At 62.1% G+C, this 23,543-nt stretch carries 29 protein-coding genes; 18 read left to right on the forward strand and 11 right to left on the reverse strand.

What is annotated here, in order from left to right; translation table 11 throughout:
- Window positions 1–30 precede the first annotated feature (30 nt).
- On the forward strand, window positions 31–1,236 hold the full coding sequence (gene carA, locus M728_RS11140; protein ID WP_026618922.1) for a glutamine-hydrolyzing carbamoyl-phosphate synthase small subunit: 1,206 nt from the start codon (window positions 31–33) through the stop codon (window positions 1,234–1,236).
- A gap of 72 nt (window positions 1,237–1,308) precedes the next feature.
- Here carA and M728_RS11145 read toward each other — a convergent pair whose 3' ends face one another.
- Window positions 1,309–2,199 (reverse strand): LysR substrate-binding domain-containing protein, encoded by an 891-nt coding sequence (locus tag M728_RS11145; protein ID WP_026618921.1) that lies wholly within the window; start codon window positions 2,197–2,199, stop codon window positions 1,309–1,311.
- Between the two features lie 110 nt (window positions 2,200–2,309).
- On the opposite strand from M728_RS11145, the gene M728_RS11150 reads away from it, so the two are divergent.
- Window positions 2,310–3,071, forward strand: a complete 762-nt coding sequence (locus M728_RS11150) for an SDR family oxidoreductase (RefSeq protein ID WP_026618920.1) — start codon at window positions 2,310–2,312, stop codon at window positions 3,069–3,071.
- A gap of 25 nt (window positions 3,072–3,096) precedes the next feature.
- Window positions 3,097–3,969 (forward strand): NAD(P)-dependent oxidoreductase, encoded by an 873-nt coding sequence (locus M728_RS11155; protein ID WP_026618919.1) that lies wholly within the window; start codon window positions 3,097–3,099, stop codon window positions 3,967–3,969.
- Between the two features lie 106 nt (window positions 3,970–4,075).
- On the opposite strand, the gene M728_RS11160 is transcribed toward M728_RS11155, so the two are convergent.
- Window positions 4,076–5,278 carry a pyridoxal phosphate-dependent aminotransferase gene (locus M728_RS11160; protein ID WP_026618918.1) on the reverse strand — a complete coding sequence of 401 codons (1,203 nt, stop codon included), beginning with the start codon at window positions 5,276–5,278 and terminating at the stop codon, window positions 4,076–4,078.
- Between the two features lie 441 nt (window positions 5,279–5,719).
- Here M728_RS11160 and M728_RS11165 point away from each other — a divergent pair, with 441 nt between their 5' ends.
- From M728_RS11165 to M728_RS11175, 3 genes are all read left to right on the forward strand, one after another.
- Window positions 5,720–6,055, forward strand: coding sequence for a hypothetical protein (locus M728_RS11165; RefSeq protein WP_026618917.1), 336 nt, complete (start codon window positions 5,720–5,722; stop codon window positions 6,053–6,055).
- Window positions 6,045–6,317: a hypothetical protein gene (locus tag M728_RS11170; protein WP_156943322.1), complete on the forward strand. Its 273-nt coding sequence runs from the start codon at window positions 6,045–6,047 to the stop codon at window positions 6,315–6,317. Before M728_RS11165 ends, M728_RS11170 begins: the two co-directional genes overlap by 11 nt.
- 189 nt (window positions 6,318–6,506) lie before the next feature.
- Entirely contained in the window at window positions 6,507–7,697 is a 1,191-nt protein-coding gene (locus M728_RS11175) for a PQQ-dependent sugar dehydrogenase (RefSeq protein ID WP_084044269.1), read from the forward strand.
- Window positions 7,698–7,705: 8 nt separating this feature from the next.
- On the opposite strand, the gene M728_RS11180 is transcribed toward M728_RS11175, so the two are convergent.
- A complete protein-coding gene (locus tag M728_RS11180) occupies window positions 7,706–8,134 on the reverse strand; it encodes a hypothetical protein (protein ID WP_051440809.1) in 429 nt (142 codons plus the stop codon).
- Window positions 8,135–8,370: 236 nt separating this feature from the next.
- On the opposite strand from M728_RS11180, the gene M728_RS11185 reads away from it, so the two are divergent.
- From M728_RS11185 to M728_RS11200, 4 genes are all read left to right on the forward strand, one after another.
- A complete protein-coding gene (locus M728_RS11185) occupies window positions 8,371–9,267 on the forward strand; it encodes a DMT family transporter (protein ID WP_026618914.1) in 897 nt (298 codons plus the stop codon).
- A gap of 251 nt (window positions 9,268–9,518) precedes the next feature.
- Complete coding sequence (locus M728_RS11190; protein WP_156943321.1) at window positions 9,519–9,680, forward strand: hypothetical protein; 162 nt, start codon at window positions 9,519–9,521, stop codon at window positions 9,678–9,680.
- A 252-nt stretch (window positions 9,681–9,932) separates the two neighbouring features.
- On the forward strand, window positions 9,933–10,148 hold the full coding sequence (locus M728_RS11195) for a cold-shock protein (protein ID WP_026617917.1): 216 nt from the start codon (window positions 9,933–9,935) through the stop codon (window positions 10,146–10,148).
- Between the two features lie 145 nt (window positions 10,149–10,293).
- Window positions 10,294–10,704 carry a BA14K family protein gene (locus M728_RS11200; protein WP_026618913.1) on the forward strand — a complete coding sequence of 137 codons (411 nt, stop codon included), beginning with the start codon at window positions 10,294–10,296 and terminating at the stop codon, window positions 10,702–10,704.
- A gap of 92 nt (window positions 10,705–10,796) precedes the next feature.
- On the opposite strand, the gene M728_RS11205 is transcribed toward M728_RS11200, so the two are convergent.
- Complete coding sequence (locus M728_RS11205; protein ID WP_026618912.1) at window positions 10,797–11,438, reverse strand: MBL fold metallo-hydrolase; 642 nt, start codon at window positions 11,436–11,438, stop codon at window positions 10,797–10,799.
- A 196-nt stretch (window positions 11,439–11,634) separates the two neighbouring features.
- Window positions 11,635–11,796: a hypothetical protein gene (locus tag M728_RS11210; RefSeq protein ID WP_198023361.1), complete on the reverse strand. Its 162-nt coding sequence runs from the start codon at window positions 11,794–11,796 to the stop codon at window positions 11,635–11,637.
- A 172-nt stretch (window positions 11,797–11,968) separates the two neighbouring features.
- Here M728_RS11210 and M728_RS11215 point away from each other — a divergent pair, with 172 nt between their 5' ends.
- From M728_RS11215 to M728_RS11230, 4 genes are all read left to right on the forward strand, one after another.
- Complete coding sequence (locus tag M728_RS11215) at window positions 11,969–12,592, forward strand: DUF1236 domain-containing protein (protein WP_026618911.1); 624 nt, start codon at window positions 11,969–11,971, stop codon at window positions 12,590–12,592.
- A 420-nt stretch (window positions 12,593–13,012) separates the two neighbouring features.
- Window positions 13,013–13,492 (forward strand): MarR family winged helix-turn-helix transcriptional regulator, encoded by a 480-nt coding sequence (locus M728_RS11220; RefSeq protein ID WP_026618910.1) that lies wholly within the window; start codon window positions 13,013–13,015, stop codon window positions 13,490–13,492.
- 105 nt (window positions 13,493–13,597) lie between these two features.
- Window positions 13,598–14,299 (forward strand): response regulator, encoded by a 702-nt coding sequence (locus M728_RS11225; RefSeq protein WP_026618909.1) that lies wholly within the window; start codon window positions 13,598–13,600, stop codon window positions 14,297–14,299.
- A 227-nt stretch (window positions 14,300–14,526) separates the two neighbouring features.
- Window positions 14,527–15,906: an ATP-binding protein gene (locus M728_RS11230; RefSeq protein WP_026618908.1), complete on the forward strand. Its 1,380-nt coding sequence runs from the start codon at window positions 14,527–14,529 to the stop codon at window positions 15,904–15,906.
- A 94-nt stretch (window positions 15,907–16,000) separates the two neighbouring features.
- Here M728_RS11230 and M728_RS11235 read toward each other — a convergent pair whose 3' ends face one another.
- Genes M728_RS11235 through M728_RS11245 form a run of 3 tightly spaced genes read right to left on the reverse strand, consistent with a single transcriptional unit; the run spans window position 16,001 to window position 17,888 of the window.
- Window positions 16,001–16,564 carry a protein-tyrosine phosphatase family protein gene (locus M728_RS11235; RefSeq protein ID WP_026618907.1) on the reverse strand — a complete coding sequence of 188 codons (564 nt, stop codon included), beginning with the start codon at window positions 16,562–16,564 and terminating at the stop codon, window positions 16,001–16,003.
- 6 nt (window positions 16,565–16,570) lie between these two features.
- Window positions 16,571–16,912, reverse strand: coding sequence for a tRNA-binding protein (locus M728_RS11240; protein WP_026618906.1), 342 nt, complete (start codon window positions 16,910–16,912; stop codon window positions 16,571–16,573).
- Between the two features lie 37 nt (window positions 16,913–16,949).
- Entirely contained in the window at window positions 16,950–17,888 is a 939-nt protein-coding gene (locus M728_RS11245; RefSeq protein WP_245269661.1) for a LysR family transcriptional regulator, read from the reverse strand.
- Between the two features lie 71 nt (window positions 17,889–17,959).
- Here M728_RS11245 and M728_RS11250 point away from each other — a divergent pair, with 71 nt between their 5' ends.
- The gene (locus M728_RS11250; protein ID WP_026618905.1) at window positions 17,960–18,196 is read left to right on the forward strand and encodes a hypothetical protein; all 237 of its coding nucleotides are present in this window, start codon (window positions 17,960–17,962) and stop codon (window positions 18,194–18,196) included.
- Window positions 18,197–18,235: 39 nt separating this feature from the next.
- Here the strand turns inward: M728_RS11250 and proC are convergent, their stop codons facing one another.
- From proC to M728_RS11265, 3 genes are all read right to left on the reverse strand, one after another.
- Complete coding sequence (proC, locus tag M728_RS11255) at window positions 18,236–19,060, reverse strand: pyrroline-5-carboxylate reductase (RefSeq protein ID WP_026618904.1); 825 nt, start codon at window positions 19,058–19,060, stop codon at window positions 18,236–18,238.
- 1 nt (window position 19,061) lies between these two features.
- Entirely contained in the window at window positions 19,062–19,562 is a 501-nt protein-coding gene (locus tag M728_RS11260; protein ID WP_026617929.1) for a YbjN domain-containing protein, read from the reverse strand.
- Between the two features lie 478 nt (window positions 19,563–20,040).
- The gene (locus M728_RS11265) at window positions 20,041–20,322 is read right to left on the reverse strand and encodes an accessory factor UbiK family protein (RefSeq protein WP_026618903.1); all 282 of its coding nucleotides are present in this window, start codon (window positions 20,320–20,322) and stop codon (window positions 20,041–20,043) included.
- Window positions 20,323–20,589: 267 nt separating this feature from the next.
- On the opposite strand from M728_RS11265, the gene lgt reads away from it, so the two are divergent.
- The 3 genes from lgt (at window position 20,590) to pgeF (ending at window position 23,542) form a co-directional block, all read left to right on the forward strand.
- A complete protein-coding gene (gene lgt, locus M728_RS11270) occupies window positions 20,590–21,435 on the forward strand; it encodes a prolipoprotein diacylglyceryl transferase (protein ID WP_026618902.1) in 846 nt (281 codons plus the stop codon).
- Window positions 21,436–21,447: 12 nt separating this feature from the next.
- Complete coding sequence (locus M728_RS11275) at window positions 21,448–22,551, forward strand: class I SAM-dependent methyltransferase (protein ID WP_026618901.1); 1,104 nt, start codon at window positions 21,448–21,450, stop codon at window positions 22,549–22,551.
- Between the two features lie 196 nt (window positions 22,552–22,747).
- Entirely contained in the window at window positions 22,748–23,542 is a 795-nt protein-coding gene (gene pgeF, locus M728_RS11280) for a peptidoglycan editing factor PgeF (RefSeq protein ID WP_026618900.1), read from the forward strand.
- Window position 23,543 lies beyond the last annotated feature (1 nt).

The following is a 23,543-nucleotide window of genomic DNA, read 5'->3' on the forward strand; positions in this document are numbered from 1 at the left end:
CTCGCTTTCCGCCGCAACGGGATAGGAACGATGACCGCGACACCCGCATGGACAACCCAGAAACCCACCGCCCTTCTCGTTCTCTCCGACGGCACGGTGATCGAAGGCAAGGGCATCGGCGCGACCGGCAAGGTTCAGGCCGAAGTCTGTTTCAACACGGCGCTAACCGGGTATCAGGAAATCCTCACCGACCCGTCCTATCTCGGCCAGATCGTCACCTTCACCTTCCCCCATATCGGCAATATCGGGACCAATGACGAGGACATCGAGGACCTGACGCCCGCAGCCCGCCAAGGCGCAGTCGGCGTCATCTTCAAGGCCGACATCACCGAGCCCTCCAACTACCGCGCCGCCAAGCACCTCGACACCTGGCTGAAGGCGCGCGGCATCATCGGGCTCTGCGGCATCGACACGCGGGCGCTGACGGCCTGGATCCGCGAAAACGGCATGCCCAACGCCGTCATCGCCCACGACCCGGCCGGCGTGTTCGACATCGAAATGCTGAAGGCCGAGGCCAGGGCCTGGAGCGGTCTGGAGAGACTCGACCTTGCCAAGGTGGCGACCTCCGGCCAGTCCTATCGCTGGACCGAGAAGCCCTGGGTCTGGAACGAAGGTTATTCGACGCTCGGCGAGACCGATGCAGCCTATCACGTTGTCGCCCTCGACTACGGCGTCAAGCGTAACATCCTTCGCCTCTTCGCCGGCCTCAACTGCCGGGTGACGGTCGTTCCGGCGCAAACGAGCGCGGAAGAGGTGCTTGCCTTGAAGCCGGACGGCATCTTCCTGTCGAACGGCCCGGGGGACCCGGCGGCAACCGGCGAATATGCCGTGCCAGTAATCAAGGATCTGCTTAAGACCGACATCCCCGTCTTCGGCATCTGCCTCGGCCACCAGATGCTGGCGCTGGCGCTCGGCGCCACAACCGAGAAGATGCATCAGGGCCACCACGGCGCCAACCACCCGGTAAAGGACCATACGACCGGCAAGGTCGAGATCGTCTCGATGAATCACGGCTTCGCGGTCGATTCGAAGTCGCTGCCGCAAGGCGTTGAAGAGACTCACATTTCGCTCTTCGATGGCAGCAATTGCGGCCTGCGCCTTGACGGCAAGCCGGTCTTCTCCGTGCAGCATCACCCGGAAGCCTCGCCCGGCCCGCAGGACAGTCATTACCTCTTCCGCCGCTTCCTCAATCTCATCCGCGAGAAGAAGGGCGAGCCGGCGCTGGCCGAGCGCTGAGAGGAACGGCTGAGGGGGTGAGCGGCTAAGCTCCACCTGGATTTAGGCCCGCCTCGTTCCGGGCCTTTTGTTTCAGCCGTCGACGAACCGCTCCGCGATGAAATCAAGGACTGCGCGCACGGACGGCAACTGTCCGCGTCGGTGCGGCATCAGGATCGTGGTCGTCACCTTGCCCGCGGTCCAATCCGGAAGAATGCGGACGAGCGCGCCACTTTCGATCTCTTCCTCGCAAAGCTTGCCCGGCAAGGTGGTGATGCCGAGCCCGGCCAAGGCAGCCTCGCGCAGAACACGAGATTCATCTGCGACGAAACGCGGCCGCGGGGAGATCGCAACAGTCGATCCGTCGGCGCGCTCCATCACCCACCCCTCGGAGCTGAACGAGGTGATCAGCCCCTCGTGGTGCTCGAGATCCTCCGGACTCTCGGGCACGCCGCTTCGCTCTAGATAAAGAGGTGAAGCGACGATCAATTTGGCCTGCGAGCCAAGGCGGCGCTGAACGAGGCCGGAATCCGGCAGCGGCGCAAAATGATCGCGCACCGCCAGGTCGAAGCCTTCCTGGATGATGTCGACGAAGCGGTCCGTCGCATGCAGCATGACGCGCACCTTGGGATAGGCGAGTGCAAGCTGCGGGAGCAGCGGCGCCAGCGACAGCTGCGCCGTCGGCACCGAAGCGGTGATCCGGACGGCCCCTGTCGGCTCAGCGAGCTTGCCTTTGACGACATTCTCCGCCGCTTCCGCCTCGACCAGCATCGCCGCCGCGTGGCGATAAAAATCCTCGCCGGTCTCTGTCACCGAGAAGCGGCGAGACGTGCGATTGATCAGGCGGACACCAAGGTCCCTTTCGAGCTCGGCCACGCGCTTGCTGAGCGTCGACTTCGGCACGTTCAGCGCGCGCGCCGCTGGCGCAAAACCCTTGTGATCGACCACGTGGACGAAGAACGTGAAATCATTGAGATTGGCCATAAGCTCCATCGTCTACAAGCATGGACGATAGGTCCACATCACCCTATCTAGCACAAGTTCGTCCACGCATGCATCTATTCCTCATCGTCGTTGAACCGAAAGGAACGGATGTGATCAATTATCAGGGAAAGAAGGCAGTCGTTATCGGCGGTACCCACGGCATGGGCCTAGCGACGGTGCGCCGTCTCGTCGAAGGCGGTGCGGAGGTACTGCTGACCGGCCGCAACGAGGATAATCTCGCCAATGTCAGGCGGGAGTTCGGGCCACGCGTCCATGCAGTGCGCTCGGATATCGCCGATCTCAACGACATCGCCGTGCTTGGCGCCGCCGTCGGTCAAACGTTCGGCACGATCGACCTTCTGCACGTCAATGCCGGCGTATCGGAACTGGAGCCGTTCGACCAGGTGAGCGAGGCCTCCTACGATCGCCAGTTCGCCGTCAACACCAAGGGTGCCTTCTTCACTGTTCAGCGGTTGGCACCGCTGATCCGCGAGGGCGGTGCGATCGTCTTCACCTCCTCCGTCGCCGACGAGGGCGGACATCCGGGCATGAGCGTCTATAGCGCAAGCAAGGCGGCACTCGTCTCATTCGCATCCGTGCTTGCAGCCGAGCTGCTGCCGCGCGGAATCCGCGTAAACTCCGTCAGCCCCGGTTTTATCGACACGCCGACCAAGGGGGTCGCCGGTCTCACCGAGACGGAGCGCGCCGAGTTCAAGGCGCTCGGCGACAGCATCACGCCGATGAAGCGCAACGGCACGGCAGACGAAGTCGCACGCGCTGTGCTGTTCCTCGCCTTCGAGGCGACCTTCACCACTGGCGCGAAGCTCGCGGTCGATGGCGGCCTCGGACAGAAACTCTCGACGGCCGCCTGAACCATTTTTTGAGGAACGAATGACAATGAGCACGATTTCCATCCTCGGCCTCGGCGCCATGGGTACGGCACTTGCCCAAACGCTGCTGCGCAAGGGCCATGCGGTCACCGTCTGGAACCGAACGCGCTCGCGCGTCGAGGCGCTTGCCGCCGCCGGCGCAGAAGTCGCCGAAAGCCCTACCGAAGCGATCGCGGCAAGCGAACTCACCATTCTCTGCGTCGTCGACTACGCGGCGGCGCGTGCAATACTGGCGCAAACGGAGGACGCCCTCGCCGGCCGCGACCTCGTCAATCTCACCAACGGCACGCCCGGCGACGCGAGAGAATTCGGCGCGTTGGTGACAGCAAAGGGAGCGAGCTATCTCGATGGCGGGATCATGGCGATCCCGCCGATGATAGGAGAGGCCCGCGCCTTGATCCTCTATAGCGGCTCGTCGGCCCTCTTCGAACGGCACCGGGAGGCACTCGATGCGCTTGCCGAAAGCCGCCACCTTGGAGACGATCCAGGCCTCGCAGCGCTCTACGACCTCTCGCTGCTTTCCGGAATGTATGGCCTTTTTTCCGGCTTCCTGCACGCAAGCGCCCTGGTGACGAGCGCCGGCGGCAAGGCGGGTGATTTCCTGCCGCTGCTCCTCCCGTGGATCGAGGCGATGAGCGGCACCTTGCCGGACCTTGCCGAGAAGATCGACAGCAGTGCACACCACCGCAATGTCGTCTCCAACATCGGGATGCAAAAGATTGCGCTCGAAAACATTGTCAGGGCGAGCGAGGAACAGGGCGTCGCTCCCGATTTCATCGAGCCGATGCTGCGGCTCGCGGGCCGCCGCGTCGCAGAAGGGCATGCCGAGGACGACATTTCTGCCGTCGTCGAAGTGATCCGGAAGCGGAAATCACCCTGAATTCAAGACGATAGCGTCGGCCTCTGTATCGGATTGGCAGATCGTTGAATCGCTTCCTGAACAGACGACGGGCCCGCCCATAAACGGGCGGGCCTCGCTTGTGTTCTTACCTGCAGGCGGCGCAGAAGCGCTGAATGCGGCGGCAGGCTTCTTCCAACAGCTCTTCGGAGGTGGCGTAGGAGATGCGGAAGTTCGGGCCGAGGCCGAAGGCGGAGCCATGGACCACCGCCACACCTTCCGCTTCAAGAAGTTCCGAGACGAAGTCCTCGTCGGTCTCGATCACCTTGCCCGAAGGCGCGGTCTTGCCGATGAGACCGGCGCAGGACGGATAGACGTAGAAGGCGCCCTCCGGGGTCGGGCAGGAAATGCCCGTGGCCTGATTCAGCATCGAGACAACGAGATCCCGCCGGCCCTGGAAGATTTCCTTGTTGCGCGGGATGAAATCCTGCGGGCCGTTCAGTGCCTCGACGGCGGCCCACTGCGCAATGGAGGTCGCACCCGAGGTCTGCTGGCCCTGGATCATATCCATCGCCTTGATGAGCTGGAGCGGGCCCGCCGCATAGCCGATACGCCAGCCGGTCATGGCGTAGGCCTTAGAGACCCCGTTCATCGTCAGCGTGCGGTCATAGAGGCCGGGTTCGACCTCGACCGGCGTTGCGAACTTGAAGTCGCCATAGGTCAGGTGCTCGTACATGTCGTCCGTCAGCACCCAGACGTGCGGGTGCTTGATCAGCACGTCCGTCAACGCCTTCAATTCCTCAAGGGAGTAGGCAGCACCCGAGGGGTTCGACGGCGAGTTGAACACGAACCACTTGGTCTTCGGCGTGATCGCCTTTTCGAGGTCCTCTGCCTTGAGCTTGAAGTTGTTCTCCTGCTTGGTCGAGACGAAGACCGGCGTGCCGCCGCAGAGCGCCACCATCTCCGGATAGGAGACCCAGTAGGGCGCCGGGATCACGACTTCATCGCCTGGATTGAGCGTCGCCATGAAGGCGTTGAAAAGGATTTGCTTTCCGCCGGTGCCGACGATCGTCTGCGCCGCCGTGTAGTCGAGATTGTTCTCGCGCTTGAACTTCTTCGCAATGGCTTCGCGCAGTTCCGGGATACCCGAGACAGGCGTGTACTTCGTCTCGCCACGGTTGATCGCGTCGATCGCGGCCTTCTTGATATTGTCAGGCGTATCGAAATCCGGCTCCCCGGCGCCAAGGCCGATGACATCACGACCTTTCGCTTTCAACTCGCGGGCTTTCTGCGAAACGGCAATGGTGGCGGAAGGCTTTACACGGGAAAGGGCATCGGCAAGGAAGGCCATGTTTTGAGGTCCTGATCGTTTTCGATACGGCGTGAAGCGCTAAGGAGCTCGGGCTCCATAGCGGTTAGGTCTATGTCGAAAGACGCCCGCCCTTGCAAGCGTTCGAGACGGAAAAACGGCCGCAAAAGCGCGCAAAATGCGTCATCATGACAAAGTTTCATCGATGCCATCACTGCGGCCGATCGCGGCAGCCGGTTTTCAGGGTCTTTGGAGCCTCATGAAGGGGTCGCCGGCACCGCTCGCACGCTGAACGCTTCGCCTCGACCGGACCAGCGCCCAAGCGCATTGAACCCGAGAAAAACAGCGCTCCTCCCTTATTTTCGCGAACGCCTCAATTTTGCCACAACAACTGCCGCGGCATGCCGCAATTCCGTCCTGCAAGAGCCGATTTCGGAGCTTCTTCTCAAGAGTGCGAATGCATTGGCATCTTGGGGGTATGCTATGTTTCTCGACGATGAAATCGCCGCGGCGCGCGCACGGCGCAGGCAGGCGCGCTGGGGCTTCTATCTCGCGCTCGCCGCACTCGCCGCCTGCATCGTGATGGTCCTGGGTCTCATGGCGGATGCGACCGTACAAGCCGCCGAGAGTCAGCCGCAGCCGATAGTGGGTCATGTTTCGGAACTTGGCTTACCGCCGCCCGTGGCACAGGCCGACCGGCAGATCCTGATCGGCCTCACGCTCATCGCAACAGCGCTTCCGGCCGCCACCGCCTTCGCCCTCTGGCGAAGCCGCGTCGCCTTGCCCGTCCGTCCGGAGGCTCGGCGCCATGTCCGGTGACGACGATCTGCGCGAGCCGAAAACGGACTTTCTCGGCCGATTGTCGGCGATCGAAACGATCGTCGCCGCGATCATCGCGCTTATTGTTCTGGCCGGTCTTATGCTGGTCGGCAAAGGCTTCTACATGAAGGCCAAGTCCGAGGCATCACACGTTCCGCACAGAAGTTTCGCTACGCAATCCGACCGCCGCGCATCGGAATTCCAGACCGCCGCGAACGTTCCTGTGATGCGCGCCAGAAGCGCCGCGGCCGCGAGCGACTGATGAGGCGCTGGCCGTTCGCGCCTTAGCCGTTCGCACTTGTCCGGATAAAGGCCTTTTGATCCGATTTGACTTGAAGGCCGCGGCACCGCGCTCCAGTTTAAACCCGGATCATAGCGTGTCGGCGCGGGGACATGGGATGCGCCGCCCGCATCCCTCCCGGGCCCCGCGCAACAGGACCGGAGAACTGCGATGCGACGCCCGTGGCGAAGAAAGATCAATCCGAGCAACATCCGATCGGCACATGCCGGAGCGGCGATTTCAGTAGCCGCTTGGCTCCTCTTACATGCCGCATCGCCTGCCGCCGCTCAGGAAGCGCGCGAGTTTTCGACGCAGGCGGGCGCCGTTCGCGTCGAGACGCTGGCGAGCGGGCTGGAACATCCCTGGGCAGTTGAGGTCATGCCGGACGGCGCCCTCATCGTCACCGAGCGGCCGGGTCGTCTGCGTGTCCTGCGGGACGGCAAGCTTTCGAGAGCGATCGACGGTGTGCCGAAGGCAGCCGCAACCGGCCAGGGCGGCCTTCTGGATGTTGCCCTTGATCCGCAATTCGCCACGAACCGCACACTTTATCTCACCCTCTCCGCTCGCGGCGACGGCGGCTACGGCACCGTCCTCGTGCGGGCAGCCCTTTCCGAAGACGAGCAAAGCCTTCAGGAGGTGAAGGAAATATTCCGGATGAACCGGTTCACCCGGACAGGTGTGCACTTCGGCTCGCGCATTGCCATCGACAAAGACGGCAGCCTGTTCTTCGGCATAGGCGACCGCGGCGAAAGCGAGCGCGCGCAGGACCCCCGCGACCACGCCGGCTCCATCCTGCGCATCAACCCCGATGGCAGCATTCCCGCCTCCAATCCCTATCGCGGCGGCACCGGAGGTCGGGCGGAGATCTGGTCCATAGGTCACCGGAATCCGCAGGGCATTGCCTTCGACCCCAAGGATGGCAAGCTTCTGACGGTCGAACACGGGTCTCGGGGCGGCGATGAAATCAATAATCCGCTACCCGGCAAGAACTACGGCTGGCCGGTGATCACCTATGGCAAGGACTACTCCGGCGCGGAGATCGGCGAAGGCACCGCCAAGGAGGGCATGGAGCAGCCGCTCTATTATTGGGATCCGTCGATCGCGCCGGGGGCAATCGCGGTCTACCGCGGCAGCATGTTTCCGGAATGGGACGGCGACCTTATGGTCGCGGCTCTGAAATACCAGTTGCTCGCCCGCCTCGAGCGCGACGAAAACGGCACCATCACCGGCGAGGAGCGCCTCTTCGACGGTGAGTATGGCCGCATCCGCGACGTGATCGTCGCCCCCGACGGCGCGCTTCTGATGGTGACCGACGAGGCGAACGGTGCCGTGCTCAGGGTCTCCAAGGCCCCAACGCAATGAGGCCCACCTCAGAGGGAGGCCCTCACCTCCTTGCGGAACATGAATTTCAGCCCGGACCAGACCGCATCCACGGCGCAAACCTTCACGTCGACGAGACCAAGCGGCAGAAATATCTCCCGCAGGATGTCCTCGTTCAGCGTGGTGGCAACCCCCGAGGCACGCTTTGGCCACGAGATCCAGAGCATTCCGTCCGGTCTCAGCCGGGTAGCCAAGGCCGGCGCCGCTGATTCGAGCCTTACCCTCTCCGTCTCGAAGCTGTGAATGTAATCATACTTGCGCGCGGCCGCCTCTTCGAGCGACGTCGCCACGAGCGCGAAGCCGGGAAAGGCCGCAATCTCCGGAAAAACGCCCGGAACGTCGAGAAGCAGCGCGACCTGGCCGTCGCGCAAACCGAGTTTCTTCGCAAGCGGTGTGCCGGAATAGCCCGCGGAGCTCATCCATTTGCCCTTCGCCACCTACCTGCGGCCGTCTATCGTCATCCGTCGCAACGCTTGCCGCAGGTGGCGAGGATGAGCCTTGCGCCCAAAAAACGCAACTGATAGAGCGGCTCCAGCGCCGTGCGTCTGATCAGACGCGCAAAGGTCGCTGTAGCACTTTTGAATTGCTGCATGTCGCCGAGCGAGCCCGCTTTGGATCGCTTCCACCCCGAACCTTATCGATCCGGGAGCCCTCCGTGACTCGCATCCAGGCCAATCTGTTTCTGCTGTTCGCCGGTGCGATCTGGGGTGCAGGCTTTGTCGCGCAGTCGACGGCGATGGGGGCGATCGGTCCCCTCTGGTTCATCTGCCTGCGTTTCGTGATCGCTACGCTCGTGGCCCTGCCGCTGGCACTTGTCGAGGCAAGGCAAGCGGTGGCGCCATTGCCGCGTGACGCCGTTCGCAACTTCATCGTCATCGGGCTGGCGCTTTTCGGCGGCGCCGTGACGCAACAGTTCGGTCTGCTCAGCACCACCGTCACCAATTCCGGCTTCCTGACCGGGCTCTACGTCGTCTTCGTGCCGGTGCTTACGGTCGTGTTCCTGCGCCGCCAGCCGCATTGGGTGATCTGGCCGGCGGCATTGCTCGCAAGCTTCGGCATCTTTCTCTTGAGCGGAGGCGCGCTGTCGTCCCTGACCGGCGGAGACCTGCTGACGATCGTCTGCGCCCTCTTCTGGGCAATCCAGGTGATGCTGGTTGGTGTCTTCGCCCCGGCGACGGGACGGCCGATGCTTCTGTCGATGACGCAATTCGCCGTCTGTGCCGTTGCGGGCTCCGCGCTCGCCGTGATCTTCGAGCCGTTGAGCCTTGATGTCGTCCGGCAGGCACTGCCGCAGATCCTCTATGCCGGCATTTTTTCGAGCGGCATCGCCTTCATCTGCCAGGTGGTCGGCCAGCGCTACACTACCGCGCCGCAGGCCGCCATATTCCTGTCGAGCGAGGCTCTCTTTGCCGCGCTCTTCGGTGTGCTGCTACTCGACGAGATCATCACGCCGATCGGCTATCTCGGTTGCGCCGTCATCTTCGCAGCGATGCTCGCCGTCGAACTCGTGCCGGGACTGACGAAGAAGGGCGAGGCGGAGGCGGCGGTCTGAGCCGTTCCCGTCTTTCAGACGGGCACAAGACTAGACTTATAATACTATTAATACTGCGTGGAAATCGCTGTTGTTTGCTTCGGCGTGGAAGAGCGGACAGTCGCTCGACCGGCAGTTCCCAAGTTTCTTGGTAGGTTTCATGGCTCAAACCCGCGCTGGGCCGAAGTGCGGAGAAGGATGAGACATATCAGGCAGTTGCAGGAGGGAAAGCCGACTGGCCGGAGCCGCGACATGTTCGAGAGCGACAGAATATGGCGCAAACGGTCCAGCCTGCCTTCGCTTCACCTCAAAAAGCTTGGGATTCAATAGCTTGCGACGCATTCGTCGACATGGCGGGTCAACCGGCAATTGGCATGTTTTTGAGCAATGGCAAGTCGCAATATGCCATCAGAAAAGTTTTGCTTGCCAATTGAAAATAAACCCATCACTCTTACTCTGTTCGGGCAATTTGCGAACGCGGGAAGACCTTGAAAATAAGCGGGCCGGAGACGCAAGCAACTCCGGGCGACGAGGGTGGGGAGGCTTATTTTTGCAAGCCATTTCCATGCTGGCCGCGATAACCAGGACCCTTTCCTCAATTGTCGAGAACTGCCTGCCCCCACGCCCATATTGGGCAAAATTGCAATGCCGCCCGTGAAGCGGGCGGAGAGAAAAGGACCTGACGCATGGCCGAAACTGGCACTGTAAAATTCTTTAACACCGACAAGGGCTTTGGCTTCATCAAACCTGAAAGCGGTGGCGCGGACATCTTCGTACATATTTCTGCCGTGCAGGCCTCCGGCCTGAGCGGTCTCACGGAAAACCAGAAGGTCACCTTCGACACCGAGCCGGATCGCCGCGGCAAGGGACCGAAGGCAGTCAACCTGCAGATCGTCGGCTAACGCTGCTCTCTGTCGATACATCGCCTTTGAAGCCCGGCAAGTTTGCCGGGTTTTTTCGTTCAGGCTCCATTCAGTTTGGGCTGTATAGAGTTTGTTCATCATGAAAACCGGAGCCGATCCGGCCCATGCATAGGACAAAAAGCCCATGAAAAAGTTCATCAAAGCAGCCGTTCTCTCAGTCGCCGCCGCGGCAATGGTTCTCCCGACATTCGGCACTGCCCAAGCCGGAGACGACGACGATCTGTTGGCAGCAGGCGCAGTGGGCTTGGTCACCGGCGCGCTCATCGGCACCGCGATCGGCTCGCAGCCGCGCTACTATGGCGAACCCGAACGGGTCTACATCGATCCGGAACCCGAATATTACGAGCCGCGCCCGGTATATCGCCCCCGCCCGGTCTATCGCCCCGTCTATCGCCCGGTCGTCGAGAGCTATGGCCTCGAACCCTGGACGCCGGCATGGTATCGCTATTGCTCGCAGCGCTACCGCTCCTTCGATCCGGACAGCGGCACCTTCGTCGGCTATGACGGCCGCAGCCATTTCTGCACCGCCGGCTGATCGAAGCCAGCCCAATCAAAAGGGCGCATGACGCGAACGCGTCGTGCGCCCTTCTTCTTTAGCTGCCTTCTTTAGCTGCACCGCAGCCTGCGTCAGAGGCCCCGTAGGAAGGGGTTCGTGCGGCGCTCCTCACCGATCCGGCCACCCGGGCCGTGACCGCAGATGAAGCCGACGTCGTCCCCGAGTGGCAGGATCTTGTCGCGAATTGAAGTGAGAAGCTGCTGGTGATCCCCGCCCAGCAGGTCGGTGCGCCCGATCGAGCCGTGAAAGAGCACATCGCCCACATGGGCGAATTTCTGTGCCCGGTTGAAATAAACGACATGGCCGGGCGCGTGACCAGGGCAATGCAACACCTCGAAGACGTGACTGCCGAAGGAAACCGTGTCGCCATCCTCCAACCATCGGTCTGGCACGACGTTGCGGACCTGCATGGCGAGACCGAAGCGCTCTGCCTGGGCCTCCAGCCGCTCGAGCAGCGGCAAGTCGTCCTTGTGCGGCCCAATGATCTCGAGGCCCAGTGCCTCCTTCAGGTCCCTGGCGCCGCCGGCATGATCGATATGGCCGTGCGTGAGCCAGATCGCCTTCAGCATGATGCCGTTTTCGCGGATCGTCTGCAGAATGACGTCGGTATCGCCGCCGGGATCGACGATGACCCCTTCTTTGGTTTCGCTGTCGAACAGGACGGTGCAGTTCTGTTGGAAATGCGTCACCGGGATAATGCCCGCCTGTAACATGTCGCCTGTGCCTCGCTCTACTGCTTGTTTCCTTAAATCGTACCCGATTTAAGGACAAAAACATGCAGCAATTCAAAGTGCTACAGCGTCCTTTGTGCGTCTGAAAGACGCACGGCGCTGTAGGATTGTTGGAAGGCCCGCGGGCCGCCCTTTTCACCTCACCTATAGCGATAAATGAGCGCAGGAACAGGGCAAATCAGCGGAGCGCGGCGATCTCGGGCGTGGCCACCGGCGCGGGAAATTGCACCGTGGTCAGCAAAAGGGCCGACACGGCGAGCTTGGCCGCTACGACGATAAACACCAGCGGCCGCAGCCGCTGGGCCGTGAGCTTGGTTTCGTCGGTAATACCATCCTGCATCTTACAGACTCCCGTTCATTACGTGCGACAGCGGACGATCCGCCATGCCGACGTCCGCTCGAGCAACACTCGGCGGCGTCAATATGTTTCATGCTCACATTTCGTGATGTCACCGGCGGAACATCCCAGTCCGGCGGTGCGTTTGGGCTGCATCAAAAAGAGGAGCAAGACGATGAAGACCCTCTCCCCCCATCTGCTTCGAGCGGTCGCGGCAGCGGGTTTGATCCTCGCTGCAGGCGTGTCCACCGCCGGCGCGGCGATGAGCGCAATGGCAGTGACCGATCTCAACGTGCGCGCCGGCCCTGGGCCGCAATATCCGATCGTCGGACTGGCGGCGCGCGGCAGCACGGCCGTACTGGAAGGCTGCATCCAGGGCAGCAACTGGTGCCGCGTTAACATCGGTGGCGTGGCCGGCTGGGCCTATGCAAAATATCTCGCGACCGGCTCCGGCGGTTCGACAGTGGTAATTTCCGAGCGCCGCGCAGAACTGGGCGTTCCGGTCGTGACCTATGAGACCACCGGCAGCACGATAGCCACTCCGGCCGAGCCGCTTGAATTGATCGGGCCCGTCGAAGAGGTGACGGCGATCACTCCGCCGCCCGCGGTCCGCACCTATATCACCGAAAATCCGGCGGATACGGTTTATCTCGAAGGCGAGGTGGTTCTTGGTGCCACACTGCCGCAGACCGTCGCCGTCCGCCCGATTCCGGACTACGATTATCAATATATCACCGTCAACGGTCAGCCCGTGCTTGTAGAGCCCGCCACACGGCGCGTCGTCTACATCTATCGCTGATGCCGGAACTCTTCCCGAAGTCACCGTAGCGCGTCGCTCCAGATGCGCTGCGAAAGGGCGGGTTGCAGCCAGCAACGTCAGCGCCTAATTTCCTCCGCATCGGCGCGTCGGCGCCGCTGAAACAGATTTCTTCGTCTGATCGACGAAGCAGTGCTGCCGCGACGTCATCCTGCTCCGCCACTGCATCATGTTCCGTTGATAATCTTGCGGTTTTCAGTTTATCGGCAAACACCTTGGGGCAAATTCAATACTTCAATTTCAGCGACTCGATTATGAATTTGCGACCAGCCGCTTTTATCCTCACCGACGAGCGCCGTCGCATATCGCCTGCGAGCCGACCGTAAAGAGGTATGTCAACAAAGCTGACATACTTTATGGTATGTTGCGCAAATCGCAATTCGAGCGAAAGGAAATGACTGCGTGGCGGGCCAATCCAACAAGAGCCAAGAGGTTAGCGAAGGCGCCGGAGAGGATGAGGACACGATCGACTTCGAGATCATCGAATTGCTCTTCTTCGCCTATCGCGACTTCACCAGCGATCCGGACGCCATTCTCGAAAAGAGCGGATTCGGCCGCGCGCACCATCGCGTCGTGCATTTCGTCGACCGCGAACCCGGCATGACCGTGGCCGACCTGCTCGACACGCTGAAAATCACCAAACAGAGCCTCGCCCGTGTCCTCAAGCAACTGATCGATTCCGGCTACATCCGCCAGGTGACCGGGCCGGAAGACAGGCGGCAGCGCATGCTTTACACAACGAAGGAGGGCAAGGCATTGGCGCGGGCGCTTGCCGAGCCACAGTCCCGCCGCATAGCCGATGCATTGGCAAAGGCTGGTCCGGGCGGGCGCGAGACGGTAAAGCGGTTTCTTGCCAATATGAGGAACAGCACCGCGGAATGACGCCATGGAACGGATCACGCCGATGATCGGGATCGCGTCGATCCAGGTCCATCGTGGTCGCGTGGGGACGCTTCGGGCTTTGCCCGCTATGAGGATTGTCGAGCGATGATAGCAAAAGCGAGAGTCTCCGATGATGCTGCGCATCTTTTGATCGTCGACGACGACCGGCGAATTCGCGACCTGCTCAACCGCTATCTGGTCGAACAGGGCTTTCGCGTGACGACTGCGGCGGATGCAGATGAGGCGCGGCGAAAGCTCACAGGACTCGATTTCGACCTGCTGGTCGTCGACGTCATGATGCCGGGGGAAAGCGGCATCGCCTTGACGCAGGGCCTCAGGCAGATCAAGACGGTTCCGATCATCATGCTGACGGCCTTGGCCGAGACGAATTCGCGCATCGAGGGATTGGAAGCGGGCGCCGACGACTACCTGCCGAAGCCTTTTGAACCGCGCGAACTCGTGCTCAGGATCAACAACATCCTGCGCCGCAACCAGCCGACGCAGGCGCCGAAGGTCGACCAGGTCATCTTCGGCCCCTACACCTTCTCCGTCGTCCGCAAGGAGCTCCGCCGGGGAGCCGACCATATCCGGCTGACCGATCGCGAACAGGAGATCATGACGCTGTTTTCGCAGCGCGCCGGCGAGACCATTCCGCGTCACGAGCTGATCGGCGACGATGCCGAGGTGGGCGAGCGGACGATTGACGTGCAGATCAACCGGCTGAGACGCAAGATCGAGGACGATCCCTCCAATCCGGTCTGGCTCCAGACGGTTCGCGGCATCGGCTACCGGCTGAGCGTGGACTGAGCAAGGAGTGCAGCGATCGCCGGCATCGAATAAAGCTTGAGGGGAGGCGGCCGTGGAACCGCTCGCAGCCTTCGTCATGGCGCTCTAAAGCGCGCCGCGTCCAATCGAATTCGCGCGTCGCGCTTTAGGTCTTTGTTTTTGTGCATGTCGTCGTCCCAAAAACGCTGCACACCTTTGGGCGACATCCACTAACATACGGAACTCTTTCGACAGACGACGCAGGACCAATGGCAAGCTTTGACAGCCTCAGGCGCGAAGGAACGAGTGCGGACGGTGCCTGGAGAAGGGTGATCCGCTGGCTACGACGCCGCCTGCCCATGGGCCTTTACGCGCGGTCGCTGCTGATCGTCGTCATCCCAATGGTCCTGCTGCAGTCGGTCGTCGCCTTCGTCTTCATGGAGCGGCACTGGCAGCTCGTGACGCAACGCCTCTCGTCCGCCGTGACCAACGACATCGCCGCGATCGTCGACCTGATCACCACCTTCCCGCGGGAAGGCGACATCGACCAGATCGTCCGCATTGCCCGCGAGCAGCTGGACCTCAATATCAGCGTCGAGCCTGGCGGCGAACTGCCGCCGCCGCGTCCGAAACCGTTCTTCGAAATTCTCGACCAGATCCTCAGCGAGGAGATTTCGAACCAGATCCGTCGTCCGTTCTGGATCGATACCGTCGGCCAGTCAAAAATCGTCGAGATCCGCATCAAGCTCGAGGACGGCCGCATACTCAGGGTCTATGCCCGACGCAATCAGGCCTATGCCTCGAACACTCATATTTTCCTCGTCTGGATGGTCGGCGCCTCGCTGGTTCTGCTCACGATCGCGATCCTCTTCCTGCGCGGACAGATCAGGCCGATCCTGGCGCTGGCGAGTGCGGCCGAGAGCTTCGGCAAGGGCCAGAAGATCGATGATTTCGCACCGCGGGGCGCGGACGAGATCCGTCGCGCCGGTCTCGCCTTTATCCTGATGCGCGAGCGCATCGAGCGCCAGATCGAGCAGCGTACCGCGATGCTGACGGGCGTCAGCCATGATCTGAGGACGATCCTCACCCGCTTCAAGCTGCAGCTTGCGCTCTCCGGCAACAATCCGGACCTCGAAAACCTCAATCAGGATGTCGAGGATATGCAGAACATGCTGGAAGGCTATCTCGCCTTCGCTCGCGGCGAGGCGGAAGAGGATGTCGGCCGGCTGAAGCTCAGCGACCTGATGGCACGGCTTGCGGCAGAGGCCGAGCTCTACGGCAAGACCCTGACCACCTCTATCGAGGGCGAGGACGAGATTCACGTGCGGCCGAACGCCTTCACCCGGCTGATCTCCAATCTGGCATCGAATGCCTATCGCTACGCGAATACCGTTCGAATAGAAGCCCGCCACAGTGCGAAATGGCTGATCATTACCGTCGATGACGACGGGCCGGGCATTCCGGAGCGGTCACGCGAGGACGTATTCAAGCCGTTCTTCCGCCTCGATGAAGCCCGCAATCTCGACAGCTCCGGCACCGGCCTCGGTCTCGCGGTCGCCCGCGATATCGCCCGCAGCCACGGCGGCAATGTCACGCTCGGAGACAGCCCGCTCGGCGGCCTGCGCGCGACGGTCCGCGTGCCGACGTGATGGACAGCTATTTTCGGAAGGGCTCAAGCGCGTCGCGTTCAGACCGATTCATCAGCGCTTTCCCAAACCCGCCGCACACCTTGGCCGATATGGGTCAACGCGAATAGGTCGAGATGAAGCCGCGCTGTTTGTTGAAACGGTGCCAGGCATCGATCCTGAGCGGATGGCGGGCGCGCATCGCATCGAGCGGCACAAGCAGCCGGCCCTGCCGGCCAAGCGCCTCGTCGAGGATCTCGACGATGCGACGGTTCGGCCAAGGCTTGCGAGTGATGGTGAGAAGCGCCGCGAAAGCTTCCTCCTCACTGCCGGCGCCCAACTGATGCGCGATCAGGCAATATGCAAAGGCAGTCGACCGGCTGACGCCCGCGTGGCAATGCACGAGGATTCGGCTCGAGCGATCGTCGGCGACGGGCCTCAGTGCCTCGAAAGTCTCCAAGACGAGGTCGGGGAAATGCTGCGTCGCGACGGCATTTTCCTGATCGCGTATGCGCACGACGTGGTGGTTCGCATCGATGATGACAGGCACGTCGTCATCCGACAGTTCCGGGTCGAGAAGGGAAAGGACGTGGCTCGCCCGCCACTCGCGCGCGGCCTCGGCGGCTCGGTAGAGGCACGAGACCTTGACACGTTCGGAAATCGGATCACCGCTTGAGATCATGGCGTTTCACATCAGTTTCCTGCCGTTCGGAACCGGCTTTTCGACGGCAGCCAGCACGATCGCGCCGGCCTCGTCTTCAAAGCCGAGCGTCAGCACCTCGGAGCGGACGGGGCCGATCTGGCGCGGCGGGAAATTGACGACGCCCAGCACCTGTCTGCCGACGAGATCCTCCGGCTTGTAATGCACAGTGATCTGGGCAGATGACTTTTTTATGCCGATCTCCGGGCCGAAATCGATCTTCAGCTTGTAGGCAGGCTTGCGCGCTTCCGGAAAGGCCTCGGCCTCGATGATCGTGCCGACGCGAATATCGACGCGTGCGAAATCAGCAAGATCAATGACTTCCGACATGGCTATTCCCCGCTGAGAACCTCTGAGCGCGCCTGACTTAACGCATCGCGCCGGATTCCGGAAGACTGCCGGCGTTGACCTCATCCTCCATGCCGGAACTGTTCCACCACGGATGCGCAAACTGTTCGACAAGGAAATCGACGAAGACGCGCACGCGCGGCGAAAGAAACCGCCGATGCGGATAGACCACGCTGATCGGCTCGGCTTCGGCATGGTTGCACTCGGTGAGCACTGGCTTCAAGCGTCCGGCTCTGATGTCCGGCCCGACGAGCATGTCCGAAAGCCGCACGATCCCCATCCCGGCGAGCGCAAGCCGGCGCAGCGCTTCGGTGCTACTGGCCTCGATGGAGCTACGGATGCGCATCGCCCGATGACCACTGGCTTCGTCGAACTCCCACACGTTGAGGCCGCCGCGAGAGGTAATGCCCAGGCAAACATGCTTCAGGAGGTCGTCGGGCTTCTCAGGGGTGCCATGACGCTCAAGATAGTCCGGGGCTGCGCAAATGATCCGCCGATTAGGGGCAAGGCGGCGCGTGACGAGCGTGGAATCTCCTTGCACGGCCACACGCACCGCCACGTCCGCATCGCCATTCACAAGATCGACGATCGCATCGGTGAAATCCAGTTCGAGCTCGATTGCTGGATAGCGCCCGATGAACACCGGCAGCATCGGCACGATCAGCCGATGGCCGAAAGCACTTGGAAGGCTGACACGCAATCGGCCGCGCGGCTCGGCGCCCGGCTGAATCGCCAGTTCGGCCTCCTCCATGTCGCCGAGAATACGCCGGACCGATTCGGCATAAGAGTTGCCCTCGGTTGTGAGGCTGATGCTGCGGGTCGAGCGTTGCAACAGCCGTACGCCGAGCCGGGTCTCGAGCCGGCCGATGATTTTGCTGACGGCCGACGGCGTCATTCTCAATCGTCGGGCAGCCGCCGAGAAGTCCCCCTCTTCGACGACAGCGAGAAACACCGTCATCGCCTCCTGTCGATCCATGCCATCTATTCCGTTTCGTCACAGATAAAAGGAAAGCAATACGGATTATCGCGATGAAAGATAAGCTCTACCGTCCGCTGGAATCGTCAGCCAAGGTGAGAGCAATGACCGAACAAGGGCCTGAAATTCCGGACAGCCAACAGCTTCATGCGCTGGCACAGCGCCAGCGCAACGCCGCCATCAGCCACTTCTGTCTTCTGGCGATGCGCAAGGCGCTCCAGCTCTTGTTCAGACGCGAACCGTCCCACCGGCGCGATCCGCCGGGCCAAAGACGGACCGCGGGCGGCTGACCAGCGAACAAACCAGTTCATCGGCCACCCTGCGGAATCCTATTCGGAGCCCGCCAGTTCCTCGGCTCGCTTGCGCGCAGCCGCAATGGCCTTATCGAAGAGCGGCTGCATGCCGTCGTCCGCCATCAATATCGCCAGCGCGGCAGCCGTGGTTCCGCCCGGTGAGGTGACGTTCTGGCGTAGGCGCGCGGCATCGTCGGGGGACTGATGGAGGAGTTCACCAGCCCCCGCGACGGTTTCCCGAGCAAGCCGCATGGCAAGGTCCGCCTCGAGGCCGAGCTTGCGCCCGGCCTCGGCCATGCACTCGACGAGATAGAAGACATAGGCCGGGCCGCTGCCGGAAACGGCGGTCACCGCATCGATCTCCGCTTCGGCTTGAACCCACTCGACAGGGCCGCTGACCTTCAGGAGGTCATGCACGAGCCCTCGCTGCGCCTCACTCACCCGAGCGTTGGCAAAGGCGCCCGTAACACCACGGCCGATCATTGCCGGGGTATTTGGCATGGCGCGCACGATTGCCGCCTCGCCGAGATGGCGCTCGATGAAGCCGAGCGTCTTGCCTGCCGCAACGGAGACGATCACGGTCTCGGGACCGATGAGGCCCTTGAGCGGCGGCAGCGCCGCCTTCATGATCTGGGGCTTCACGGCAAGAAAGATGACCCCCGCCTCGATTCCTTCGGGAGCGGATGCCGCATGGCGCACGCCCTTATCGGCAATCAGCTTCGCCATCACCAGCGATGGAGCCGGGTCGACGACGAGGACATCGCCACTCGGGACGCCGCTCTTCAGCCAGCCGCCGAGCATCGCTCCGCCCATATTGCCAGCGCCGACGAGAACGATCGGACCCGATAGGGACACGCTCATCTCATGCTTCCCCCATAGTCTCGAACAGCACCGCGTCCACGGCGCGCTGCGCATCCATGCCGGACCAGACGACGAACTGAAATGCCTGGAAATAGGATTCACAGGCATCGAGCGCATTCGACAACAAGACCTCGACCTGCTGGTTCGTGGGCTCGGCGCCGCCGGCAAGCAGCAGAGATTGACGGAAAATGATGACCTCTTCTTGGCGCCAGAGGTCGAAATGTCCCATCAGCACCTGACCGTTGATATGTGACAGTAGGCGGATCACCTCGTTGACGCGGCTGTCGGGCACCTTGATATCGAAGGCGCAAGCGAGATGCAGCGCCTCGAACTCCTCCATCCAGGAGAAGGAAACATGATAGTCCGCCCACTTGCCCTCGACGGTCATGGCAATCTCGTCTTCGCCGGATCGTTCGAAAGACCAATCGTTGTTGGCGGCGACGAACTCGATCATATCGACCGGGTTGGACTGGCGCTCGACTTCCATTTCCAAAAGGCTCATGCATCACCCTAAAGGCGCGGCATAGGCGCGCATAGTCACGCTCACAGGACGCAACGCTGCAAACCCAATACCGGATACGGACACTATGATTTCTGGACCCGTCACTATCCTGGCTTACTTACCCTGCCCGGAGCTTGCGTGATCCGTTTCGAATCATCATTTAAAATCAGTCTATAACGGCAGAGTCAGCGTGCCAGCCCCCGCGCCTAAAAATTGCGAGGAACACGGCTGGGCGCGTTGCGATTTTGATTCAGGACGGGTGCTTAAACGACTCTGCCGTAAGGATTTTTTGGCAGTGTCCACAGGTGGAAAACTTTTGAAGTTTACTAGGCGTCAAAGCAAAAGAGGAAAGTGCGGCGGGATCTCGGCCGAAGGAGTCGCTTAGCCGCCGAGATCGCTATATCCGCATGCGCCGGAACCGCGCGCAGACGCGGCCCGGATTCAGATTGTCGCCGCCGCAGGGACGACCTCTGCACTGCTACTTGCCGGTGGTGCCGGCCATCGGCCCTGCCGTGGCAAGGCGCGCCTCCAGTGCCTCGATACGGGCAAGCAGAGCATCGTTTTCGTCCCGCGCCTTCGCAGCCATCTCCTTGACGGCCTCGAACTCCTCGCGCTTGACGACATCGAGAGAGTTCAGCCAGTTTTCGGCCTGGGCGCGAAATGCCGCCTCGACCTCGCGCCGCACGCCCTGGGCCGCGCCCGCGGCATCCGTCATCAGTCTGGCGAGGTCGTCGAGAATGCGGTTGGCCCCTGTGCTCATCGTTCCGGTCTCCATTTCAGTCCCGCCACCCGCGGCGGGCCCCATGTTTTCAGGTAGGATTCTCGAACAAAGGATGCAAGGGAAATAAGAGCGCCATGCCATTGCGGGTTTCGTCGAATCGCTCCTGATTCAAGGGACAAAAACGTTCAGCAATCAAAAGTGCTACAGCGAACCCTTATGCGTCTGTAAGAGCCGGGGGCGGCTTGACCCGGTCGGATTCGATCGCCATGTTCCGCCGAAACAATCGGCCCGGCACGAGACAAGACCTTGGAAACGATCGCGACCCGCCTTTCCATTCTCCCCTTCCCCGACATCGACCCGGTGATCTTCACGATCGGGCCGCTTGCCGTCCATTGGTACGGCCTAGCCTATGTCGCCGGCATCCTCCTCGGCTGGCTCTATGCACGGCGCATCGTTCAGAACGCTTCGCTCTGGCACAAGGGCACGCCCGCCTTCACTCCGGAGCAGCTCGATGATTTCCTGCTTTGGGCAGCCGGCGGCATCGTGCTTGGCGGGCGCATCGGCTATATCCTCTTCTATGATCTTGGCTCGGTTATCGAGAATCCGATCCGCGCGGTCGAGATCTGGAATGGCGGCATGTCCTTCCATGGCGGCTTGCTCGGCACCACACTGGCGATCATCGTCTTCGCCCGCAAAAACGCGATACCCCTCTGGAGCCTGTTCGATGTCGTGGCCGCCGTCGTGCCGATCGGCCTCTTGTTCGGTCGTATTGCGAATTTCATCAACGGCGAACTCTGGGGGCGCCTGTCGTCGATGCCCTGGGCGGTTGTCTTTCCGACCGGAGGGCCCTTTGCCCGCCACCCGAGTCAGCTCTACGAGGCGGCACTCGAGGGTCTGATGCTCCTCGCCCTGCTCGCCTATTTCGTCTATCGCCGCAAAGCCTTGAAAACGCCTGGCCTTGTCACCGGCATCTTCGTCTGCGGCTATGCCGCAAGCCGCATTTTCGTCGAATTCTTCCGCGAACCGGATGCGCAGATCGGCTATCTTGCCGGCGGCTGGCTCACCATGGGCATGGTGCTTTCGCTGCCGATGGCCCTGGCAGGAATCTGGGCCATTGCGCGGGCGCGCCGGGCGGCAGCCGCCGCGGCATAATTGGACGGATGCATGACGAATCCTCTTGCCGACAAGATCAAAGCGCTGATCAGGACAAACGGGCCGATCAGCGTCACCGATTATTTTTCCCTTTGCCTCGCCGATCCCGAACACGGCTACTATCGCGTTCGCGAACCGTTCGGGCAGGCGGGCGATTTCACGACCGCGCCGGAGATCAGCCAGCTCTTCGGTGAAATGATCGGCATATTCCTGGTCCACGCCTGGCAGCAACACGGCTCGCCGGCAAACGCCATTCTCGCCGAGATCGGCCCGGGCCGCGGCACGATGATGTCCGATATGCTGCGCGTCGTCCGCCGGCTTGCACCCGACCTCTACCAGTCCGCAAGCATCCACCTGGTCGAGACCAGCGACCGGCTGCGCGAGGTCCAGGCCGAAACGCTCGCAGGGCATGAAGGCAAGGTCCACTGGCATCAGAGCTTCGACACGCTGCCCTCCGGCTTCCTGCTGCTTGCGGCGAACGAGCTCTTCGACGCCATTCCGATCCGGCAATTCGTCCGGACCGCGCAGGGCTTCCGCGAACGCATGGTCGGGCTTGACGCCGACGATCAGTTGACCTTTGCCGCCGGGGTCGCGGGCATCGAGCCCTCACTGCTGCCGTCGCCACCGCAATCGGTTGTCGAAGGCACGATCTTCGAGATCGCGCCGGCCCGGGACGCCGTGATGGCCGCGATTTGTGAACGCCTTCGCACCGGAGGCGGCACGGCGGTCATCATCGACTACGGCCACCTCTCGACCGGCTATGGCGACACGCTGCAGGCCGTCCGCAACCACCAGTACGATCCGCCGCTAGCAAACCCCGGGCGGGCGGACCTGACCAGCCACGTCGATTTCGAGCAGTTGGTGAGCCGTGCGAAAGCAGAAGGCGTGCATGTCAACGGGCTTGCCCACCAGGGCGACTTCCTTGTCGCGCTCGGCCTTCTGGAACGTGCAGCCACTCTCGGCCGCGACAAGGACGCCGCAACGCAAGAACGCATTCGCGACGATGTCGAGCGGCTTGCGGGCTCCGGCGCCGGCAAGATGGGCGAACTGTTCAAGGTACTGGCGGTCAGCAGCCCCGAAGTGGCCTTGGCTCCCTTCCGGAAAAAGGCGCCGTAACGCGCGTCGAGCCTCGATTTTCCACGGGGTCGCCAGGGCCGATCCTAAACCGGTTCCACAGCCTCCTCCTTGTTCGGCAATTGACACGCCCGGCATGCCGGGCCAACATCGCCGGTAAATCAGCCGCATGTCGCCGGGCCGGAACGCGCCCCGAAATCCAACGAAGTCAAGACGTTAGCAAAGGTGAGAACGCCGGATGCAGGACGATGCCTCGCTTTCCCCTGTGCAGAGCCCGCTCTTCCGCGCCAAGGCGGGCCCGGGGATCAGGCATGGTTATTTCACGCGTCAGGGCGGCGTTTCGGAGGGCATCTATCGCGGCCTCAATGTCGGTCTTGGTTCCAACGACGATCGGGCGCGAGTCGGCGAGAACCGTGCCCGAGTCGCCCGCTGGTTCAAGGCCGTTCCACAACGCCTTGCCACGGTACACCAGGTCCACTCGCCGGACGTGATCATCGTCGACGGAAATTATAACGGAGCGCGGCCGGATGCGGATGCGCTGGTGACGGCAACACCCGGCATCGTCCTCGGTGTTCTCTCCGCGGACTGCGGCCCCGTCCTCTTCGCCGACTCGGAAGCGGGCGTGATTGGCGCGGCGCATGCCGGATGGAAGGGAACGCTCGGCGGCATCCTCGAAAGCACGATCGAGGCCATGATTTCGCTCGGCGCGCGCCGCGAGCGCATCATCGCCTGCCTCGGCCCCTCGATCAGCCGGCAGCATTACGAGGTCGGCCCCGAATTCGTCGAACGCTTCCTTGCAGCCGAAGCGAGCTATGCATCCTTCTTCAGCCCATCCGGGCGGAACGGCCACGCGATGTTCGACCTTCCCGGCCTTACTATAAGACGGTTGAACGAGGCCGGAGTGACCGCGGAAAACCTCGACATCTGCACCTATGCGGACGAGGACCGCTTCTTCTCTTATCGCCGTACGACGCACAGGCAGGAGCCTGACTACGGGCGGCAGATATCCGCGATTTGCATAGGGGAGGATTGAG

It is taken from the genome of Ensifer sp. WSM1721, from assembly GCF_000513895.2.
Taxonomy (GTDB): Bacteria; Pseudomonadota; Alphaproteobacteria; order Rhizobiales; family Rhizobiaceae; genus Sinorhizobium.

Coding starts and splice junctions, on each gene's coding strand:
- M728_RS11245 (WP_245269661.1), bottom strand. CDS start 17,888: ATGACGGTGTTTCTCGCTGTCGTCGAAGAGGGGGACTTCTCGGCGGCT.
- M728_RS11240 (WP_026618906.1), bottom strand. CDS start 16,912: ATGTCGGAAGTCATTGATCTTGCTGATTTCGCACGCGTCGATATTCGC.
- M728_RS11260 (WP_026617929.1), bottom strand. CDS start 19,562: ATGAGCCTTTTGGAAATGGAAGTCGAGCGCCAGTCCAACCCGGTCGAT.
- M728_RS11225 (WP_026618909.1), top strand. CDS start 13,598: ATGATAGCAAAAGCGAGAGTCTCCGATGATGCTGCGCATCTTTTGATC.
- M728_RS11155 (WP_026618919.1), top strand. CDS start 3,097: ATGAGCACGATTTCCATCCTCGGCCTCGGCGCCATGGGTACGGCACTT.
- M728_RS11215 (WP_026618911.1), top strand. CDS start 11,969: ATGAAGACCCTCTCCCCCCATCTGCTTCGAGCGGTCGCGGCAGCGGGT.
- M728_RS11230 (WP_026618908.1), top strand. CDS start 14,527: ATGGCAAGCTTTGACAGCCTCAGGCGCGAAGGAACGAGTGCGGACGGT.
- M728_RS11250 (WP_026618905.1), top strand. CDS start 17,960: ATGAAAGATAAGCTCTACCGTCCGCTGGAATCGTCAGCCAAGGTGAGA.
- M728_RS11205 (WP_026618912.1), bottom strand. CDS start 11,438: ATGTTACAGGCGGGCATTATCCCGGTGACGCATTTCCAACAGAACTGC.
- M728_RS11265 (WP_026618903.1), bottom strand. CDS start 20,322: ATGAGCACAGGGGCCAACCGCATTCTCGACGACCTCGCCAGACTGATG.
- M728_RS11200 (WP_026618913.1), top strand. CDS start 10,294: ATGAAAAAGTTCATCAAAGCAGCCGTTCTCTCAGTCGCCGCCGCGGCA.
- M728_RS11195 (WP_026617917.1), top strand. CDS start 9,933: ATGGCCGAAACTGGCACTGTAAAATTCTTTAACACCGACAAGGGCTTT.
- M728_RS11210 (WP_198023361.1), bottom strand. CDS start 11,796: ATGCAGGATGGTATTACCGACGAAACCAAGCTCACGGCCCAGCGGCTG.
- M728_RS11170 (WP_156943322.1), top strand. CDS start 6,045: ATGTCCGGTGACGACGATCTGCGCGAGCCGAAAACGGACTTTCTCGGC.
- pgeF (WP_026618900.1), top strand. CDS start 22,748: ATGCAGGACGATGCCTCGCTTTCCCCTGTGCAGAGCCCGCTCTTCCGC.
- M728_RS11145 (WP_026618921.1), bottom strand. CDS start 2,199: ATGGCCAATCTCAATGATTTCACGTTCTTCGTCCACGTGGTCGATCAC.
- M728_RS11275 (WP_026618901.1), top strand. CDS start 21,448: ATGACGAATCCTCTTGCCGACAAGATCAAAGCGCTGATCAGGACAAAC.
- M728_RS11165 (WP_026618917.1), top strand. CDS start 5,720: ATGTTTCTCGACGATGAAATCGCCGCGGCGCGCGCACGGCGCAGGCAG.
- M728_RS11180 (WP_051440809.1), bottom strand. CDS start 8,134: ATGAGCTCCGCGGGCTATTCCGGCACACCGCTTGCGAAGAAACTCGGT.
- carA (WP_026618922.1), top strand. CDS start 31: ATGACCGCGACACCCGCATGGACAACCCAGAAACCCACCGCCCTTCTC.
- M728_RS11175 (WP_084044269.1), top strand. CDS start 6,507: ATGCGACGCCCGTGGCGAAGAAAGATCAATCCGAGCAACATCCGATCG.
- M728_RS11190 (WP_156943321.1), top strand. CDS start 9,519: ATGGCGCAAACGGTCCAGCCTGCCTTCGCTTCACCTCAAAAAGCTTGG.
- M728_RS11235 (WP_026618907.1), bottom strand. CDS start 16,564: ATGATCTCAAGCGGTGATCCGATTTCCGAACGTGTCAAGGTCTCGTGC.
- proC (WP_026618904.1), bottom strand. CDS start 19,060: ATGAGCGTGTCCCTATCGGGTCCGATCGTTCTCGTCGGCGCTGGCAAT.
- M728_RS11160 (WP_026618918.1), bottom strand. CDS start 5,278: ATGGCCTTCCTTGCCGATGCCCTTTCCCGTGTAAAGCCTTCCGCCACC.